14 protein-coding genes and 1 tRNA gene are annotated in these 20238 nt (G+C 59.9%); 11 read left to right on the top strand and 4 right to left on the bottom strand.

Annotated elements, in window-relative coordinates; all coding sequences use genetic code 11:
* Positions 1-307: 307 nt before the first annotated feature.
* Entirely contained in the window at positions 308-2608 is a 2301-nt protein-coding gene (locus tag FGQ67_RS06805) for a hydratase (RefSeq protein WP_138340852.1), read from the top strand.
* Between the two features lie 406 nt (positions 2609-3014).
* Here the strand turns inward: FGQ67_RS06805 and FGQ67_RS06810 are convergent, their stop codons facing one another.
* Positions 3015-3662, bottom strand: a complete 648-nt coding sequence (locus FGQ67_RS06810) for a hypothetical protein (protein WP_138340855.1) — start codon at positions 3660-3662, stop codon at positions 3015-3017.
* Positions 3663-4468: 806 nt separating this feature from the next.
* On the opposite strand from FGQ67_RS06810, the gene clpB reads away from it, so the two are divergent.
* The 3 genes from clpB (at position 4469) to FGQ67_RS06825 (ending at position 9103) form a co-directional block, all read left to right on the top strand.
* Positions 4469-7096 (top strand): ATP-dependent chaperone ClpB, encoded by a 2628-nt coding sequence (clpB, locus tag FGQ67_RS06815; RefSeq protein WP_138340857.1) that lies wholly within the window; start codon positions 4469-4471, stop codon positions 7094-7096.
* A 129-nt stretch (positions 7097-7225) separates the two neighbouring features.
* Positions 7226-7429, top strand: coding sequence for a hypothetical protein (locus FGQ67_RS06820; protein WP_138340859.1), 204 nt, complete (start codon positions 7226-7228; stop codon positions 7427-7429).
* 321 nt (positions 7430-7750) lie between these two features.
* Positions 7751-9103: an ATP-binding protein gene (locus tag FGQ67_RS06825; protein WP_138340861.1), complete on the top strand. Its 1353-nt coding sequence runs from the start codon at positions 7751-7753 to the stop codon at positions 9101-9103.
* A 73-nt stretch (positions 9104-9176) separates the two neighbouring features.
* On the opposite strand, the gene FGQ67_RS06830 is transcribed toward FGQ67_RS06825, so the two are convergent.
* The 3 genes from FGQ67_RS06830 to FGQ67_RS06840 form a co-directional block, all read right to left on the bottom strand.
* Complete coding sequence (locus tag FGQ67_RS06830) at positions 9177-10673, bottom strand: hypothetical protein (RefSeq protein ID WP_138340863.1); 1497 nt, start codon at positions 10671-10673, stop codon at positions 9177-9179.
* A 233-nt stretch (positions 10674-10906) separates the two neighbouring features.
* Positions 10907-11860: a DUF5692 family protein gene (locus tag FGQ67_RS06835; protein ID WP_249934417.1), complete on the bottom strand. Its 954-nt coding sequence runs from the start codon at positions 11858-11860 to the stop codon at positions 10907-10909.
* 116 nt (positions 11861-11976) lie between these two features.
* On the bottom strand, positions 11977-12639 hold the full coding sequence (locus FGQ67_RS06840) for a TetR/AcrR family transcriptional regulator (RefSeq protein ID WP_138340865.1): 663 nt from the start codon (positions 12637-12639) through the stop codon (positions 11977-11979).
* Between the two features lie 188 nt (positions 12640-12827).
* On the opposite strand from FGQ67_RS06840, the gene FGQ67_RS06845 reads away from it, so the two are divergent.
* The 7 genes from FGQ67_RS06845 (at position 12828) to FGQ67_RS06875 (ending at position 19963) form a co-directional block, all read left to right on the top strand.
* Entirely contained in the window at positions 12828-15605 is a 2778-nt protein-coding gene (locus FGQ67_RS06845; RefSeq protein ID WP_171025235.1) for an FAD-dependent oxidoreductase, read from the top strand.
* A 30-nt stretch (positions 15606-15635) separates the two neighbouring features.
* On the top strand, positions 15636-16064 hold the full coding sequence (locus FGQ67_RS06850; protein ID WP_138340867.1) for a hydrogenase maturation nickel metallochaperone HypA/HybF: 429 nt from the start codon (positions 15636-15638) through the stop codon (positions 16062-16064).
* Positions 16065-16469: 405 nt separating this feature from the next.
* Positions 16470-17459 (top strand): PTS sugar transporter subunit IIB, encoded by a 990-nt coding sequence (locus FGQ67_RS06855; RefSeq protein ID WP_138340869.1) that lies wholly within the window; start codon positions 16470-16472, stop codon positions 17457-17459.
* An 18-nt stretch (positions 17460-17477) separates the two neighbouring features.
* Positions 17478-18296: a PTS mannose/fructose/sorbose transporter subunit IIC gene (locus FGQ67_RS06860; protein ID WP_117770278.1), complete on the top strand. Its 819-nt coding sequence runs from the start codon at positions 17478-17480 to the stop codon at positions 18294-18296.
* Between the two features lie 16 nt (positions 18297-18312).
* Positions 18313-19233 (top strand): PTS system mannose/fructose/sorbose family transporter subunit IID, encoded by a 921-nt coding sequence (locus FGQ67_RS06865; RefSeq protein WP_138340871.1) that lies wholly within the window; start codon positions 18313-18315, stop codon positions 19231-19233.
* Positions 19234-19353: 120 nt separating this feature from the next.
* Positions 19354-19752 carry a DUF956 family protein gene (locus FGQ67_RS06870; protein WP_138340873.1) on the top strand — a complete coding sequence of 133 codons (399 nt, stop codon included), beginning with the start codon at positions 19354-19356 and terminating at the stop codon, positions 19750-19752.
* A 135-nt stretch (positions 19753-19887) separates the two neighbouring features.
* Positions 19888-19963: transfer RNA gene (locus tag FGQ67_RS06875), tRNA-Arg, on the top strand.
* Positions 19964-20238 lie beyond the last annotated feature (275 nt).

Here is a 20238-nt window from a genome sequence, read left to right on the forward strand (position 1 = left end):
GTCGCAGCCCCGACCCGCGGTCACGAGCGGGGGCTCCTATCTTTTTAGTGCCCTCGGATTGGGTCATAGTGTCTGTCCGCGCCAAAACATCGGCGTTGTTATGGGTAGTCATTGGGGACGTTCTTAAATGACTGGTCGGAAGGGGCACTCTTGTACCAAATCTGCCTGCCCACACCCGGCTCGTCCTGTACTTTACTGAGATAAAGTGAACGTGTAGATTCGTAACCCACTCGCAACCGTTCTATGGCACGATATTGAACGAATGTATGCTATGCGCCCAAATCTTTTGGGCAGAGTGGGAGACAGTATGGTTAAGCTGTACGAGGACGGCATCTACCTGCGCGGTGGCAGCGAGGTTGTGCCTGAGGCCGAGGCTGCCGAGCGCGGTATTACGCAGACGCCCGAGGATGCCAAGCGCGGCACCATCGCGTATTCGATCCTCCAGGCACACAATACGTCCGGCGACCCCGAGGCGCTCAAGATTCGCTTCGACGCCATGGCGAGCCACGACATCACCTTTGTCGGCATCATCCAGACGGCGCGCGCCTCGGGCATGGAGCAGTTCCCGCTGCCCTACGTGCTCACCAACTGCCACAACTCGCTGTGCGCCGTGGGCGGCACCATCAACGAGGACGACCACGTCTTTGGTCTCTCGGCTGCCAAGAAGTACGGCGGCATCTTCGTCCCGCCGCACATCGCCGTCATCCACTCCTTTATGCGTGAGAATTTCGCCGGCTGTGGCAAGATGATCCTGGGCTCCGACTCGCACACCCGCTACGGCGCTCTGGGCACCATGGCCGTGGGCGAGGGCGGTGGCGAGCTGGCAAAGCAGCTGCTGCGCGACACCTACGATGTCGCCTATCCCGGCGTCGTTGCCATCTACCTCACGGGCGCTCCGCGCCCCGGCGTTGGCCCGCACGACGTGGCGCTCGCCATCATCCGTGCCGTCTTTGCCAAGGGTTACGTTAAGAACAAGGTTATGGAGTTCGTGGGCCCCGGTATCGCGAGCATGACGACCGACTACCGCAACGGCGTCGACGTCATGACCACCGAGACCACCTGCCTGTCGAGCATCTGGGCCACCGACGAGGACACGCACGCGTTTTTGACCATGCACGGTCGCGGCGAGGACTACCGCGAGCTCAAGCCCGCCGATGTTGCCTACTACGACGGCTGCGTCGAAGTCGATCTGTCGAGTATCAAGCCCATGATCGCGTTGCCGTTCCATCCTTCTAACGGCTTTGAGATCGACGAGCTCAACGAGAACCTCGAGGACATCCTGCATGAGGTGGAGCTCGAGGCCGCCAAGATCGGCGAGGGCAAGACGCACTTTAGCCTGCTCGACAAGATCGTCGACGGCAAGCTGCACGTGCAGCAGGGCGTTATCGCCGGCTGCTCGGGCGGCAACTACGACTCCGTGGTCCAGGCTGCTCGCGTGCTCAAGGGCGCTAACACCGGCTGCGGCGAGTTCTCGCTGTCGGTCTATCCCACGAGCCAGCCCGTGGCACTCGAGCTTACACGCCGCGGCTACATCTACGACCTTATGGAGGCCGGCGCGATTGTGCGCACGGCATTCTGCGGCCCGTGCTTCGGCGCCGGCGACACGCCTGCCAACAACGGCCTTTCGATCCGCCACACCACGCGCAACTTCCCCAATCGCGAGGGTTCCAAGCCGGGCAACGGTCAGCTGAGCGCCGTGGCCCTGATGGACGCCCGCTCCATTGCGGCGACGGCTGCCAACGGCGGCGTCCTGACGCCGGCGACCGACCTGCCCGAGGAGACTTGGGACGAGGCCTGCGAGTACACCTTTGACGACGCGCCGTACAAGAAGCGCGTGTACTGGGGCTTTGGCAAGGCTGAGCCGGCCGACGAGCTGGTCGAGGGCCCCAACATCAAGCCGTGGCCCGCGATGGAGCCTCTCGGCGACGACATCCTGCTCAAGGTGTGCTCCAAGATCATGGACCCGGTCACTACGACCGACGAGCTCATTCCCTCGGGCGAGACGAGCTCCTTCCGCTCCAACCCGCTGGGTCTGGCCGAGTTTACGCTCAGCCGTCGCGACCCTGCCTACGTGGGCCGCTCCAAGGAGGTCGACGCGGTGGAAAAGCGCCGCGTTGCCGGCGAGGCAGCGGGCGACCTGGCGGCACTCGATGCCGAGCTTGCCAGCGTGTTTGAGGCGCTGACCGGCGCGGGTGTCGCGGCCGATGCCAAGGCGACTGAGTACGGCTCCATGCTCTATGCCAAGAAGCCCGGTGACGGTTCTGCCCGCGAGCAGGCCGCGAGCTGCCAGCGCGTAATTGGCGGCCTGGCCAACATCGTCCACGAGTACGCCACCAAGCGCTATCGCTCCAACGTGATGAACTGGGGCATGGTGCCCTTCCAGATGGAGGCCGAGCCCAGCTTTGAGGTGGGCGACTACGTCTTTGTGCCGGGTATCCGCGCCGCGCTCGACGGCGACCTGAAGGACATCGCCGCTTACGTGGTTCGCGCCGATGGTGCGGTCGAGCAGATTGAGCTCTACATTGCCGATATGACGGCAGAGGAGCGTGCCATCGTCAAGGCCGGCTGCCTGATCAACTACAACAAGTTCAAGGCCGCTGCCGAGTAACTCTGCTGTACGCCCCGGCCACACCTTTCCCTCGTGCTCACGCGCTTCGCGAGGGTCGCCCGAGGGAAAGGTGTGGCCGGGGCTACTGCGACGTTCTCGTTGGGTCTTGAGGGACGCTAATAAATAGACTTGTTTGATGCCGCCTCCTTTTATTGGGGCGGCTTCTTTTTGTCGAAAACCACCACGAAGGGGTAGGCGCCTTTGCGGTGGTTCCGTTTGTCTCGACCTGTAACATCTGGGCCCCTATTTGACGAGCGGCTGTTACAGATTGAGACAAACGATCGCCGCCGATCATTTCATCTCAATCTGTAACATCTAGGATCGAAAAGGGCCGCTAGATGTTACAGATCGAGACAGTGGAACATCGGAACCGAAACCACCACAAAGGTGCCTGCCTGGCGGGTCCTTATTTCGATGGGGCCCAGGTTATTTCATCGTCAAATAGCCAAGTGCGTGCTGAGCCACTGTCGCGCGCTGTCTGTGGATCGGGCTCGCAAGTTTGTTCGTAGGCATCCTCGGTACACCGATCCATAAAATCGACGACTGCCGTCTGGTCGCCCTCCATGACGTAGATTACGTCGCCATCCGAGATATAGACCCCCGGTCCTTCATTGTCCACGCAGCCGGGGTCGTATGAGACGTTGCACAATTTGCTCCCGTTTGCCGCATCGAGCTCAAGGGTCGAATGATACCCGCCAACCATTTGGCCGTTCTTGGCTCGATATGTTGCGGCGCCGTACCACCGCTTAAACGTCTTGCCTTTGAGTAAACTGGTTGCCTTGCCGATAAGCTGCTCATCTTGGGTATAGCGCGTGGCTCCAAGTTCGATTCGGGGATAGTTACTGACCCCAAGCGCTGCGGGCGTACCGTCGAAATCGACGGTGATCGAATCGGGTTTGACGATATCGGTGAGGATTTCGATGGGGTAGCTTACGGTTTCAACCGCCGCCTGCGTTGCCGAGGCAGGGAGAAATGCGAGATAGATAATTCCTACGCCGACTGCGGTAATCGCAAACGCTAAGACGAGCAGGCCGATATAGGTGGAGCGTTTCACGGCGGGTACCTCGCAAACAGTATGCATTCATTAAGATAAGTGATACCAGCTTACGACAATATTCAAAAGAAAGCGATCGGTCGAAATGACGGGGCGAAAAGGCCCTATTGGGCTTCGATTTGACCTCTAATAGGAATATTTGCCTCCCCTCATTCTGGGCGAGGGGTCAAAATTGAGTTCACGAGTTTTGCGCAATACTATTCTCACTAAACCCGCTATTTTTACTATAAGCACTATAAAAACGACAGGGACGATGACGAGAGTATTGTGGCGTACGATAACCAAGCCGTTTAAGCCGGCACCCTTGTCTTGAATCTCCATCTATATCTGCGCGAACGGGCTATCGGTGGCTCTCGATTTTGTCGCTGTGCTCTCGTTGGATCTTGGGATCGCCAAACGTAGACTGGGCTTGATGTCGCCTCTTTTAATCGGGGCTGATTCTTCTCTGGACCACCACAAAGGGGACGGGCATCTTTGTGGTGGTTCTTGGTTTGTCTCGATCTGTAACAGTTAGACCCTAATTTGCCGAGTAGATGTTACAGATTGAGACAAACGGGCGCCGTTGGTCATTTCGTCTTGATTTGTAACATCTGGAGCCATAAACAGTCGCTAGATGTTACAGATTGAGATAGTAAGGGGACGAGACCGCAGTGGGTGAGCGTGCCTGCCCCTATCTCTCAATCACTCAGAAAATCTTATATATAGAGACTTAGATTTGTGTATAAGATCGCGCAAAGCTGGCAACAATACTTCTCGAACAACGTGAAGCCGCCCCGTAGGGCGGCCGCCCCAAGAGAGGTGATTCCATGAGAATCGATAAGCTAGCAATGACGTCGCGCGAGGCGTTGCAGACCGCCATGAGCACGGCTGCCGACGCGCAGGCCGGCGCGGTGGAGCCGATTCACCTGCTGTCCGCCCTGCTCGGTGCCGGCGAGCGCAATATCTCCGTGATCATCGAGCGCATCGGTGCCGACCCGGCTCAGCTTGCACGCTCCACGCAGGATGCCATTGACCACGCGCCCAAGGTTTCCGGCGAGGGTCAGCAGATGGGTCTTTCCAACGAGCTCGTCCGCGTTATCGAGAAGGCCGAGAAGAAGGCCACCAAGATGGGCGACAGCTTTGTGGTGACCGAGCATTTGCTGATGGCGCTTGCCGAGGACAAGGGCGAGGCCGGTCGTGTACTGCGCGACGCCGGCGTCACCAAGGAGCGCATCGAGCAGGTCTACGAGGAGCTGCGCGGCGATGACCGCGTGACGTCCGCCGAGGACAAGACACAGTTTGAGGCGCTGGAGCAGTACGGCCGCAATATCTGCGACCTTGCCCGCGCCGGTAAGCTCGACCCGGTCATCGGCCGTACCGACGAGATTCGCCGTACCATCCAGGTCCTGTCCCGTCGCACCAAGAACAACCCCGTGCTCATCGGCGAGCCGGGCGTGGGCAAGACGGCCATCGTCGAGGGCATCGCCCAGCGTATCGTGGCCGGCGACGTGCCGAGCACCCTGCGCGACCGCGACCTCATCGAGCTCGACATGAGCGCGCTGGTCGCCGGCGCCAAGTACCGCGGCGAGTTTGAGGACCGCTTGAAGGCCGTGCTCAAGGAGGTACAGAAGTCCGAGGGCAAGGTCATCCTGTTCATCGATGAGCTCCATACCATCGTGGGCGCGGGTGCCACCGAGGGCTCCATGGACGCCGGCAACATCCTCAAACCGGCGCTCGCCCGTGGCGACCTGCACGCGATCGGCGCGACCACGCTCGACGAATACCGCAAGTACATCGAGAAGGACGCGGCGCTCGCCCGTCGTTTCCAGACCGTTATGGTCTCCGAGCCCTCCGTCGAGGACACCATTTCGATCCTGCGTGGCCTGAAGGAGAAGTACGAGATCTTCCACGGCGTGCATATCACCGATAGCGCGCTCGTGGCAGCTGCCGACCTCTCCGATCGCTATATCGCCGACCGCTTCCTGCCCGACAAGGCCATCGATCTGGTCGATGAGGCGGCAAGCCGCCTGCGCATGGAGCTCGACAGCATGCCGGTCGAGATCGACGCCACCACGCGTCAGCTCACCCAGCTGCAGATCGAGGAGCAGGCGCTCATGAAGGAGACCGATGACGCCTCCAAGGAGCGTCTGGAGGCCCTGCGCCAAGAGATCGCCGAGGTCCAGGAAAAGCTCAACGTGCAAAAGGCCGGCTGGCTCAACCAAAAGAACGCCATCGACCACGTACAGGAGCTCAAGGGGCAGCTCGACGAGGCCAAGAGCGAAGAGGAGCGCGCGACGCGCAACGGCGACCTGGGCCGTGCGTCCGAGCTGCGCTACTCCGTGATTCCGGGCCTGCAGCAGCAGATTCAGGATTCCGAGGCTGCGCTCGAGGCACAAAAGCAGCAGGACGGCGAGGGCCTCAACGAACAGGTGACCTCTGATGAGATCGCCGAGGTCGTGAGTGCCTGGACCGGCGTGCCCGTGTCCAAGATGATGCAGGGCGAGCTCGACAAGCTGAAAGGCTTGGAGGGCGAGCTGCATAAGCGCGTCATCGGCCAGGACGAGGCCGTCTCCGCTGTCGCCGCGGCCGTGCGTCGCAGCCGTGCGGGCCTCTCCGATCCGGACAAGCCCATCGGCAGCTTCTTCTTCCTGGGCCCCACCGGCGTGGGCAAGACCGAGCTCGCCAAGGCGCTGGCCGAGTGCCTGTTCGACGACGAGCGTGCGCTCGTGCGTATCGACATGTCCGAGTACATGGAGAAGTTCAGCGTCCAGCGTCTGATCGGTGCGCCCCCGGGATACGTGGGCTACGACGAGGGCGGCCAGCTCACCGAGGCCGTGCGCCGTCGTCCGTACTCCGTGATCTTGCTCGACGAGATGGAGAAGGCTCATCCGGATGTCTTTAACGTGCTGTTGCAGGTGCTCGACGACGGCCGTCTGACCGATGGCCAGGGTCGCCAGGTGTCCTTCAAGAACACGATTATCATCATGACGTCCAACGTGGGCTCCAAGGCCATCGCCGATCTGTCCGGTAAGGACGAGGAGGAGATGCGCCATCAGGTCGACGCCGCCATGGCTCAGACCTTCCGCCCCGAGTTCCTCAACCGTATCGATGACATCGTGGTGTTCCATCCGCTCGGTATGGCACAGATCGAGAAGATCGTCGACATTCAGCTCGCCGACGTCCGCGCGCGTCTGGCCAAGGAACGCATGACGCTTGCCATCACCCCGGCGGCCAAGCAGCTGCTCGCCGTGGGCGGCTTGGACCCGGTCTTTGGTGCCCGCCCGCTCAAGCGTCTGGTGCAGCGCGAGGTCGTGGATGCCATCGCGGCGGCCATCATCGACGGCACGGTGCGCGAGGGCGATCAGGTGACGGTCGATGTCGACAAGGACGGCGGCTTTACCGTCGTGTGCGACAATACGCCGGCGGCCACCTACGAGGTCCCCGACGCCGAGTAGATTTTGGGGCAGGCTTTAAACCGCCCCTCATCGCAAAACGCCAAGGGCGGTGGATCCAATCGGGTCCGCCGCCCTTTTTCGTGCGACAATCGATGATGTTGAGCGGATGCGATGCAAGGAGCTATGCAGATGAAAGACGAGAACAAGACGCACGCACCGGTTGCTGAGGCAGCGCCCGCCGCGCCGGTCGCACCGAAGGCTTCTCCCAAACCGGCGCCCAAGCCGCGCGACCCCTACATCCGTGCCGAGAACGAGGACGATGACGGCTACGATCCCTACAGCGATCGCCGCCCCGAGCGCGAGCCGATGTTCGAAGCCGACCCCTGGCGCTAAGTGCCACCCAAAAGGCCACCAATATGTTGCGGTGAAATAGGGACTGTTTTGCGGTTTGACCAGCAAAAACAGCCCTATTTCACCGCAACTGCGTTAGGGATTTTTCTACAGGGGGAGGGTAGTCAAAAAAGCCCCGTCCCAAATTGACTGCTCGGGGAGTCGCATTCGAGCTCGGTTGTCCTCTTAGCCACTCGATATCCTTCGGAGCAATAACGGTGATAAAACTTGCTTAAGTGTTAATCAAGCTACACACAATCTTGCTCTCTAATTAATCAAGAATCGCTATAATTTTGATTAGCTAGAGAGCAAGATTGGAGAATCATGGCATTCAACGACTTGATCGCCCAGAAAATAAAGGACTTTGAACAGCAGGGGGTTCCGCAGGTCTTTGAGCGAGACCTTGATCTAGGAAACCCACAGGAGCCAAAGCGCGACAACATCGTAAATGTGATTGTGGGGGCCCGCCGTTGTGGAAAGACGTATCGCCTGTATCAGGAGATGTGGCGGCTTCAGAACCGGGGCGTCGAGCTTGACCGGATGCTTTACTTCAATTTTGAGGATGAGCGCTTGCGCCCGTATGAGCCATCGCTGCTGGCGGACGTGCTCGACACGTTCTATGCGCTGTATCCTGTTGCTCGAACCGAGGGCGCTTACATTTTCTTTGACGAGATCCAGGAAATTCCCGAATGGGGTGCGTTTCTGCGGCGTGTAGTCGATACGGAGAAAGCGACCGTCTATGTGACGGGATCTTCTTCTAAGATGCTGTCCTCAGAACTTAAGAGCGAGTTCAGGGGTCGTTCTCTTGTGCGAGAGCTTTTTCCGTTGAGTTTTTCGGAATACGTTCGATATAAGACGGGGAGCGTTCTCGAGTCAGATGCGACCTTTTCCCCGAGCGATGCAGCGCTGCTTCGACATCATCTGATCGGGTATCTTGAACGAGGGGGATTCATCGCGACACTTGAGCAGACGCCTGCAGACGCGATTCAGCTGCTACAGGAATATGCTTCGCGAACGGTCGCCATGGACGTCGTTGAACGTTACGACGTCAAGAACCCTCGCCTGGCATCGCTGTTCTTGACGCGGTGTATGGCATCTTCGGGACGAGAGCTGTCAGTGAACAAAGTGTACAACGAGTTCAAGAGCAGACAGATACCCGTCAGTCGTAATTCGCTCAGCGACTTACTTGAGTATTATGAGGACGCCTATCTGTTATTTTCTGTGCCGGAGTTCATGCGTTCACTGGCAAATAACATGCGGTCTGCGTCTAAGGTCTACGCTGTCGACCCTGCGATGTTTGGAGCATTCTCTCCCGCATCGGCATTGGACCAGGGCCAGAGGCTCGAGACCGCAGTGTTCAATGCGCTAAGAAGAAGGACTCCCGCGGTGAGGACCGGCTCGGTCTGCCGCCTGCTAATCAAAGAGAAGAGCAAAAGCCATGAGGTGGACTTTGTGGCTGGGGATGCGCTTCTCATGCGGGCTTATAGCCTGATTCAGGTGAGTGCGGATATGGCAAGTGAGAAAACGCGCGAGCGCGAAATCGCCGCGCTTGATGCCTCGATGGCCCAGTTTGATCTTGGCGAGTCGGCAATCGTTACCATGGATGAACAGACCGATATTCCATGCGAGCACGGTGTGGTACACGTTATGCCCGCATGGAAGTGGCTCCTTGCCTAATCATCTATGGGCCTGTGGGGTCAGGACCTCCTGGCTCCTTCATCACGGTTGGGGAGCACCTTGCTGCGCCAGGCTAGTCCTGGGTTTTGATACTCGGCAGCAGGATCTGCGCGAGGTAGTCGGTCTCGAGTTTGGTCGCGGCGTCTGCGTTGCCGTCTTTGCCAACCAGGTCGTTCTTGATCTGGCTATAGGTGTAGCGGTTGCCGGTCGTAAGCTCGACAAGCTCAATGGCCGTGTCCATGGGGTAGGTTGACACGGGGTTCTGCGTCCGTCCGTTGATGGTCTGGGGCACCACGTACGGATAGACGGGGCCGCTGGCGTAGACGGTATAACCGTTGCCTAGATTGGCCGCGCCCAAAACCGTATCGCCTTCATCGGGCGTAAAGCTCTCGCCCTCGCGCACCGCAACGAGCGTCACGAGCGGCGTATTGGCGTCGTCGCCCAGATAGATGCATAGCGTGCTTCCGTTTTGCCAAGTTGCGACCTTGCCGTACCACTCGACGGGAATATCGAGCTGGTAGAGGTCGGTTGCCTTGTGGCGAGCGTCAGCATCACGGGACGCCTGTGCCTTTTGCGCGCTCACGGCATTGACGGCGGCGTCGCGCCGCGCGGTTGCTGCCTGCTGGAGCACTTTGGCAGCCGCGGCGGAGCTCGCACCGCCCTCCTCGGCATACTTGGCGGCGGCATCGATCTGGTCGTCAGTCACCGTGTCGGCCGAAGGCACCTTGAGCTTAAAGGTGGCCTGGGCACTTAAATCCTGTCCATCGCTCTTAACGGTGACCTGCGTCTTGGTGGTCGGGACGGTATAGATGGTGCCGTCGGCCGCGATGGGGGAGGCAGCGATGGAGAGCGTGTAATCGCCGGGCAGCAGTTTGATGCCGCGGCCGTGCTCGTCAACGTAGAGTGTTTCGCTCACAGAAGAGCCGTCGGAGTCCTGGCCACTCACCTGCACGGGGATCTTTGAGCCAGTGGAACAGTCGAGGCCCGCGGCCTGCACGCCAATCTGCACTGACATCATCGTGTGGGCATTGGCGGCGACAGTGGCAGCCTGCTCTTGCTGATATCCGTTCCAGGCAGCATAGCCTGCGCCGCCGGCGACGAGCGCGACGGCCACAACGCCGGCAACCATCAGGTTGCGGCGCTTGGGCGACATCTTGCGATGGCGAACTTCGGCCTCGCGTGCCGAGGGAACGGATGGTAGGGGAATATCGCCCATGGCGATGGTCTCGTCCACGGCTGGTGCGGAACCCAGGCCAGGAAGCTCGCGGGTCAGCGAATCCTCGGCCGGTAAGCTGTCGAGCAAGACGGTTTCCTCGCCCGTGTCGGATTCGGGCTGGTTGCCGGCCTCGCTTTCGGTGTCTTCGTGATCTGCCTCATCCTCGGCAGGCTCAACGTCGCCTGCATCCTGATCATCGGATTGCGCCTCGGTTTCCGGCTCATCCTGCACATCAACGCCCGAATCGTCAAACGCAATCTCATCGAGTGAAATCCGGTCTAAGCTCTCCAAGGCCTCAGCGCAAGCTTCTGCATCTTGGGCCGCATCCTCTTGGCCCATCGTCTCATCTTTCATATATCCCCCAAGCTCAATATCGGGACAACACTGTACCCAAAAATGGAGCCATATAAAGCGCGTGCGAAATATAAGATCCGATTTAACTCGAGCGCATCGTTCGGCCGCATCCTCGCGGCGGCAAAAGGCCCCCGGAACGCGAACGAATCACATTCCGGGGGCTCTACAATGCGTTGAGTTGCGCGGAGCCGGCTATGCTGCTTCGTGCTCAAGCGATGTCTGCGCCAGGCGCGTTACTCGGCGTGTGCGTAATCCACCTTGGCGCGGCGAGCGGTAGCCTTCTCCCAATCGCTGGTGCCCTCAAAGACATCCTGCTTGTAGGGATTGCGGCCGAGCTTCTTGGCACGGTAGGCGATGTAGATGATCGCGGCGACGTTGGCGACCAGTGCGGCGATCGAGACCGCGGTGGCGGCGCCGGGGTCGAGCGTGGAGTGGGTCACAAAGATGGACTCCTCCTGGAAGTACGGGAACACCTGGGCAAACATGCACCAAATAGCAAGCGTAAAGGCGCGGTTCTGGATCCAGCCGCCCTTGTTCCAGATAAAGGCGGCGACGGTGGGCGCCAGCAGCAGCGCAAAGCCGCAGAACCAGGAGTGGGTGGGCAGGCAGTTGTAGGTGTAGCAGAAGTTCCAGATATCGTAGGCGATGATGTAGACCCAGGTCATGTCGGGCCACAGCATATCGGTCTGATCCTCGGAGGCGTAGACGCTCCACCAACCGGTCATGCAGAAGATGTTGATGATACCGGCGATGCCGTTGAACACGTTGTTCCAGCCGGCCAGCTGCGTAGCACCTTCGGAGGTGACCCAGGTGGACTCGCCCAGGACAAAGAAGTGATAGGCGCTCTCAAAGTCGGATACGACGGCGATCATGATGTTGATGGCGACGATCACAAACGGCCATGCGCGGAACCAATGCGCCTTGCCGATCTTTCCCCACTGGTACTTAATGGCAATGAAGCCCCAGCAACCGGCCAGCGCAGCGTATACCTTGGCGTAGTGGAACCAGCTGTTCTGGTACACATGGGTGGGGTTGGTGAGCGCCCACTCGGCACCCTGCGAAACGCCGATGGCGATGGCGACGCAGTAGATGGTCATGGCCAGCGGAGCCACGCCAAAGATGATTGCCGCGCCCAGCTTAGTGCGGCGGCCGACCTCGTTGAGCACGATCAGGCCAATAAAGACCATGGCCCAGCCGGCCCAGTGGATAAGGTATCGCTACCCCAAACATCGAACAGCATGCTGCTCTCCTTTCACACGCCCGCGGCCCCTCTTCTGATCGCGGGCAGTTTGGCCAAATGTCGTCAGTTCTGGGGCTTGCGCTCCGGATACTTGGCGGTATAGCCCTCGATGTGGAGTGTCGAGGCGATGATTTCCTTGACCGTTTCGTCGGGCACATCGGGGTGCGTGCGGATATACATCAAAAGACCCATGATGAGGGTGTAGAACGTCTCGTAGACATGGTCGATGCGTAGCTCATGATGGGCGACAAAATCCACTACGGTGGTGTCGCAGATATACTGCGCCACGCGCTGGACCACGTTGTGCAAAAAGCCGCCGTAGAGCGCGCCGCTGCTCGAGGTAAGCGTGCTCGGCAGCTCGTGGCCGCTGGCGACCAGGCGCTTAAAGAGCGGGGCGACGGTGTCGAGCGCGCCCTCGATATCACCGACGGTGCGGTCGGCGTTCCACCGCTCGAGTTCGGAGATAAAGCCGTCGATCGCCTCGTCCATAACAGCGGTGACGGCGGCGTCCATGTCGGCGAAGTAATGGTAGAACAATGAACGCGTGCAGCCGGCTCGCTTGGTCACGGCCGATACCGATAGGTGGGACACGCCCAGCTCGGAGCTTACGGTGCGCACGGCATCGAGGATCTCGCGACGGCGTTCGTCGCCCGTCAGGCGCTTTGCCGCGCTATCGGATGCGGGGACGGCATCGACCACAGAGGTACCTGCTGTGTTGTTGCCCATGTTTTGCCGCCTTTCATCCTCTTTTGCCTGACCGTTCGCCTAACAGTCTTGAATATTGTTGACGGTTCGTCAATACTATTTTTGACACAATGTCAACAATGGCGGGTGAACGGCATGGGGCATGCCCGGCCTGCAAAAAAAGAGGGGCGCTGCGGCCTCGTCGGGCTGTGGCAAGAGAAGGGACAACCATGATTCTCAACGGACCGGGGATTAGCTACACCGAGCCCGACATCGGTTCGGAGTTCGTGCCGCCGCTGCCGGAGCATCCGCGCGAGGCCATCGTCAAGCTGTGCGAGCACTGCACCAACCGTCTGCTGCATCGCGATGAGCTGCTGGGCTACGAGTACTGGTCGTTTGCCGAGGCCGCGACTGACGAGCAGGCCGAAGTGCTCTGCAAGATGAAGATGCGCCGTCCCTATACGCTGCCCGAGATGGTCAAGCTCACCGGCATGACCGAAGCCGATATCGAGAAGATGCTCGACGATATGAGCTACACGGGCCTGCTCGAGTACAACTGGGAGAATCCCGAGCGCGCCAAGCAGTGGGTGCTGCCCATGCTGGTGCCGGGTTCCGCCGAGTTCCTCAACATGCGCGTGAGCCAGCTCGACGAGCACCCGGTCTATGCCAAGTTCTTTGAGCAGGCGTCCAAGGGGCCGCTGTCCAAGGCTACGCCGATGGTGCCGCCCGGTGGCGCCGGCATCGGCATGCACGTCATTCCGGTCGAGAAGGCCATCGACGCCGCGAGCACCTCGGTGCCGATCGAGCATATCGAGCACTGGCTCGACAAATACGATGGCAAATATGCCGCCAGCACCTGCAGCTGCCGCGCGAGCCGTCGCGTGATGGGTGAGGGCTGCGCCGACGACCCCGCCGACTGGTGCATTGCCGTGGGCGATATGGCCGACTATGTGGTTGAGACCGACCGCGGCCATTACGTGACGCGCGACGAGGTCTACGACATCCTGCGCCAGGCCGAGGACAACGGCTTTGTGCACCAGATCACCAATATCGACGGCGAGAACAAGATCTTCGCTATCTGCAACTGCAACGTCAACGTGTGTTATGCCCTGCGCACCTCTCAGCTGTTCAACACGCCCAACCTGTCACGCTCGGCCTATGTCGCCAAGGTCGAGAAGGACAAGTGCGTGGCCTGCGGTCGCTGCGTTGAGGTGTGTCCGGCCGGCGCCGCCAAACTGGGCCAGAAGCTCTGTAGCAAAAAGGCCGGTGGACAGGTGCCCGAGTATCCGCGCCAGGAGCTGCCCGATGCCACCAAGTGGGACCACACCAAGTGGTCGCCCAACTACCGCAACGACAACCGCATCGAGACGCACGAGTCCGGCACCGCTCCCTGCAAGACGGCCTGCCCCGCGCACGTTGCCGTTCAGGGCTATTTGAAGCTCGCGGCGCAGGGTCGCTATGACGAGGCCCTAGCACTCATTAAGCGCGAGAACCCGCTGCCCGCTATCTGCGGCCGTGTGTGCAACCGCCGCTGTGAGGATGCCTGCACCCGCGGCCGTGTGGACGCCGCCGTGGCCATCGACGAGGTCAAGAAGTTCATCGCCCAGCGCGATCTGGATGCCGCGACCCGCTATGTCCCACCTGTGGTGACCCCAACGCGTGCCGGCGGCTTCGACCAGAAGATCGCCATCATCGGCGCCGGTCCGGCCGGTCTGTCCTGCGCCTTTTATCTGGCCGAGAAGGGCTACAGGCCCGTCGTGTTCGAGAAGAACGAGCACCCGGGCGGCATGCTTACCTACGGCATTCCCAGCTTTAAGCTGCAGAAGGATGTTATCGAGGCCGAGGTCGAGGTCATTCGCCTGATGGGTGCCGAGTTCCGCTATGGCGTGGAAGTCGGTCGCGACGTGACGCTCGACGAGCTGCGCGCGCAGGGCTTTAAGGCCTTCTACGTTGCCATTGGCTGCCAGGGCGGCCGCCTTGCCGGCATTCCGGGCGAGGATGCCGAGGACGTGACCGTAGCCGTCGACTTTTTGCGCGAGGTCAACAGTGGCAAGATCGACGCGTTGCCCGGCCGCACCATTGTGGTGGGCGGCGGCAACGTGGCTATCGACGTTGCCCGCAACGCCTGCCGTCTGGGTTCTGAGCACGTTGAGATGTTCTGCCTGGAGAGCGAGGCCCAGATGCCCGCCAGCGAGGAAGAACGTCGCGAGGCCGTTGAGGACGGCGCGCACATCAGCTGCGGCTGGGGCCCCAAGGAGATTCACTTGGACGAGGCCGGTCGTGTGTGCGGTATCACCTTCAAGCGCTGCACGCGTGTCTTTGACGACGAGGGCCGTTTTGCGCCCGAGTACGACGAGAACGACCTGCGCCGTGTCGATGCCGACCGTGTCGTCATGTCGATTGGCCAGTCCATTGTGTGGGGCGACCTGCTGGCTGGCTCCAAAGTGGAGCTCGGCCGCGGCCAGGGTGCCCTTGCCGATCCCCAGACCTACCAGACCGCCGAGCCAGACATCTTTGTGGGCGGCGACGTCTACACCGGCCCCAGCTTTGCCATCGACGCCATCGCCGCCGGCCACGAGGCCGCGGTGTCCATCCATCGCTTTGTGCAGCCGGGCTCCACGCTCACCATCGGCCGCAACCAGCGCCGCTACACCTCGCTCGACCGCGACGATGCCGTGATCGAAAGCTACGACAACGCGAGCCGCGAGGTTGCCCACGTGGACCGCGAGCGCGAGAAGGCTGCACCGTTTAGCGAGTATGTTGAGACCTTTTCCGAGGAGCAGGTGCGCGCCGAGACCGCCCGCTGCCTGGGCTGCGGCGCCTCGATCGTCGACCCCAACAAGTGCATCGGCTGTGGCCTGTGCACCACCAAGTGCGCGTTCGACGCCATCCATCTGGATCGCGACCGCCCCGAGTGCTCCACGATGGTCAAATACGAGCAAAAGCTCCCAAGCCTGGGCAAGTACGCGCTCAAGCGCGCCATCAAGATTAAGTTCGGTCGCAAGTAAGTAGCCATAACGGGAACGGCGGAAGAAAAAGTGCATGAATTGGGGATCGTTTACCACATCATTCGCGATGTCGAGAATGTAGCGCGCGCTCATGGCGTGCGTCGCGTTTCGAGCGTAACGTTGCTGTTGGGCGAGGTCTCGGGCGTCGTTCCCGACTTGCTGCTCGACGCTTGGCGCTGGGCAGCAGATAAAAAGCCTATCGCGCAGGGCGCGGAGCTTGTTGTGGAGCCCGTCGAGGCTGTGACGCATTGCGAGGCATGTGGCCGCGACTACGCGACGGTCGAGCACGGCAAGACCTGTCCCCATTGCGGTAGCGGCGAGACATACCTGCTGCAGGGCCAAGAGGTCATGATCAAACAGATCGAGACCCCCGACGAGGACCCGGCAGACGCTGCTCCTGACGGCCTCTCCGACGCCCCCGATGCCGTCGACGCCGCCAACCCTCTCCACATCGCCTAGGATTCCCTATAAGTTGCGGTGAAATAGTTCCTAAATTCAGCCTTCTGGCTCTTAAACAAGAACTATTCCACCGCAACTATTTTGAGTGGTTTCATAGATCATAAGTCACGAAAATAGTCAAGCCATGTCTGTTTAAACAAAATAGCGGCAGTACAAGCGCGTTCGCGCTTGCCTAAAATCGATATTAATGAACAGCCTGCTTGTATCTGTAAAATGCATGGCTTGATGAGCGACGCCTTGTCGTGTAATGAGTCAAAAAGCAGCAACGTAATCAATTTGTAACAAACATAGACGTTTAAACAAATAATCCAACCTTTTGCGAATTTAGCTATAATTCCACAATCCAAACAGGTATACTCCTTTCATGTCGTGTAGGAAATACGTAGACAAAAAGGAGGTTATGTGATGGTAAGTATTGTTCTTGCTAGCCACGGGGACTTGGCAGCTGGAATCAAGCAGACGGGCTCGATGGTCTTTGGCGATCAGCCGTCTGTTGCCGTGGTCTCGCTCGAGCCGAGCATGGGCCCCGACGACTTCCGTGCCAAGGTCGAGGAAGCAATCGCTTCCTTCGAAGACCAGGAGCAGGTGCTCTTCCTCGTTGATCTGTGGGGCGGCACGCCGTTCAACCAGATCAGCGGGCTCATCGAGGGTCACGATTCCTGGGCTATCGTCACCGGTGTCAACCTGCCTATGCTCATCGAGGCATATTCGCAGCGCTTTGACGCAAAGAACACTGCACATGCGATCGCAAAACATCTCGTGACTGAGGCTAAGGCTGGCGTGCGCGTCAAGCCCGAGTCTCTGGAGCCCGAGGAGAAGAAGCCGGCTGCGGCCGCCGCTGCTCCTGCAGGCGCCATCCCTCCGGGAACGGTCATCGGCGACGGGCACATCAAGATTGCCCACGTCCGTATCGACACCCGCCTGCTGCATGGTCAGGTGGCCACCACGTGGACCAAGCAGATCAACCCCAACCGCATCATCGTGGTTTCCGACGGCGTTGCTCACGACGAGCTCCGCAAGACCATGATCGAGCAGGCTGCCCCTCCGGGAGTCCATGCCAACGTCGTGCCCATCAAGAAGATGGCCGAGGTCGTCAAGGACACGCGTTTTGGTGACACCAAGGCCATGCTGCTCTTCGAGAACCCGCAGGATCTGCTCAAGGCCATCGAGGCCGGCGTCCACATCAAGGAAGTCAACATCGGTTCCATGGCTCACTCCAAGGGCAAGGTCGTCGTCACCAACGCCGTCGCTATGGGCGATGACGACGTTAAGACTCTCGAGGCCCTCAAGGCCAAGGGCGTCAAGTTCGAGGTCCGCAAGGTTCCTTCGGATGCTTCCGAGGATCTCGACGCCATGTTGAAGAAAGCTAAGGCCGAACTGGCCGCTCAAGCATAGTAAAGGAGGGTCCGATACATGTCTGCAATCACTATTCTGCTTGTTGCGATTGTCGCGTTGCTTGCCGGTATGGAAGGCATTCTGGATGAGTTCCAGTTCCATCAGCCGCTCGTGGCATGCACGCTTATCGGTCTCGTAACCGGTCACCTTCAGGAGGGCATCCTCCTGGGCGGTTCGCTCCAGATGATGGCCCTTGGCTGGGCTAACGTCGGCGCCGCCGTCGCGCCTGACGCCGCTCTGGCCTCGGTCGCTTCTTCGATCATCATGGTGCTCGCCCTCAACGGCGGCGCCACTGATTCGGCCAAGGCCGTTACCGCGGCCATCGCCGTCGCCGTCCCGCTGTCGGTCGCTGGTCTGTTCCTGACCATGATCTGCCGTACCATTGCTACCGCTATCGCTCACGCCATGGACGGTTGCGCCGAGAAGGGCGACTTCTCCGGCATCGAGCGCTGGCAGTACGCTGCCATCCTCATGCAGGGCCTTCGTATCGCCATCCCGGCAGTACTTCTGTGCATCATCCCGGCCGAGGCCGTTACCAACGCGCTTAACGCTATGCCCGACTGGCTGTCCGGCGGCATGGCTGTCGGCGGCGGCATGGTCGCTTCCGTCGGTTACGCCATGGTCATCAACATGATGGCCACCAAGGAGACCTGGCCGTTCTTCATCCTCGGCTTTGTCCTTGCTGCCATCCCTCAGCTCACGCTGATCGCCCTTGGCCTCATCGGCATCTCCCTTGCCCTCATCTACCTTGGCCTTAAGGATCTGGCCAAGCAGGGTGGCGGCATGGGCGGTGGCTCCGGCGACCCGCTCGGCGACATTCTGAACGATTACGAGTAGGAGGGGAGTGATACATATGGCAGAGAACAAGATTCAGCTCACCAAGGCTGACCGCAAGAAGGTTTGCTTCCGTCATCAGTTCCTTCAGGGCTCGTGGAACTACGAGCGTATGCAGAACGGCGGCTGGTGCTTCGCAATGATCCCTGCGATCAAGAAGCTCTACACCAGCAAGGATGACCAGATTGCCGCTCTTAAGCGCCACCTGGAGTTCTATAACACCCACCCCTATGTTTCCGCCCCCGTCATTGGCGTTACCCTCGCCCTCGAGGAGGAGCGCGCCAACGGTGCTCCGATCGATGACGTCGCCATCCAGGGCGTCAAGGTCGGTATGATGGGCCCGCTCGCCGGCGTCGGTGACCCCGTCTTCTGGTTCACCCTTCGCCCGATTTTGGGCGCTCTGGGCGCTTCCCTGGCCCTGTCCGGCAGCATCGCCGGTCCGTTGCTGTTCTTCTTCGCGTGGAACATCATCCGTTACGCCTTCCTGTGGTACACGCAGGAGTTTGGCTACAAGGTCGGCTCCTCCATCGCCAAGGACCTCTCCGGTGGTCTGATGGGCAAGGTCACCGAGGGCGCTTCCATCCTGGGTATGTTCATCATCGGCGCCCTGGTCGAGCGCTGGGTGTCCATTTCCTTCACCCCGATCGTCTCCACGGTCAAGCAGTCTGCTGGCGCCTTTATCGACTGGGCTAGTCTGCCCTCCGGTTCCGAGGGTATCAAGGAAGCGCTGACGATGTACAACTCCGTCGGTGCTACCGCCCTTGATCAGATGAAGGTCACCACGCTTCAGGCCAACCTCGATCAGCTCATCCCCGGCCTTGCCGCCGTGTGCCTGACCCTGCTGGTCTGCAAGCTCCTCAAGAAGAAGGTCAGCCCGATCGTCATCATCCTGGCTCTCTTCGCCGTCGGCATCATCGGTCGCTTCTGCGGCTTCATGTAAGCACGCTTCGGCTTAAGACCGAGAATTGCTAGGCAAGGGCTTTTGAGCCATTGAAACGGACCGCACCCGGTGGGTACACTGGATGCGGTCCGATTGTTTTATTTGGAGGGCGAGGCGCGCATGGCGCAATCTCAGAACAGCACGGTCGATCTGGCAACGCCGGCAACCTGCCTGATGGGGCTTACCAGCCACGGTAACGTGATGGTGGGCAATAAGGCGTTTGAGTACTATAACGAGCGCAATCCCGAGGATTATATTCAAATCCCGTGGGACGAGGTCGACTATATCGCCGCCGAGGTTTTGCGCGGCACCAAGAAGATCACGCGTTTTGCCATCTTCACCAAGGATACCGGCCACTTTACGTTTTCGACGCGCGATGACAAAGAGACGTTGCGCGCGGTCCGCAAGTACGTCGACGAGGATAAGCTCGTGCGTTCGCCCGACTTTATCGATGTGACGGCCAAGGGCGCCAAGAGCATCCCCTCCGTTATCAAAAACCTCTTCCACAAAGGTAACTAGCTCCTCATAAGTTGCGGTGAAATAGTTCCTAAATACGGCTTTAGATGCTTCAGACAGGAACTATTCCACCGCAACTTCGAAGTCTAGTCATGCGACGTATTGCGATGCAGTAAATCTGCTACACTAGTACAACATGCCTCCGTAGCTCAGGGGATAGAGCACCGCTCTCCTAAAGCGGGTGTCGACGGTTCGAATCCGCCCGGGGGCACCAGAGAAATATCGAGCCCGGTACCGCTACGGTGCCGGGCTCTTCTGGTCTAAGGGCAGGATTCGAGCCGTCGACACCCGCGTCACTCATTTCCCCGCGGGGGAGTTTTCGAATCCGCCCGGGGGCACCAGAGGAATATCGAGCCCGGTACCGCTACGGTGCCGGGTTCTTCTGGTTCAATGCCATGTCAAAAACGAAGCGCCCGCTTGCTGGGGGAGCAAGCGGGCGCCTGTGAGCGAATATGTTTGCGGCGAGAGCCGTGATGAGCGGTGGGGTGG

The organism is Collinsella aerofaciens (assembly GCF_005845035.1).
Classification (GTDB): Bacteria; Actinomycetota; Coriobacteriia; order Coriobacteriales; family Coriobacteriaceae; genus Collinsella; species Collinsella aerofaciens_I.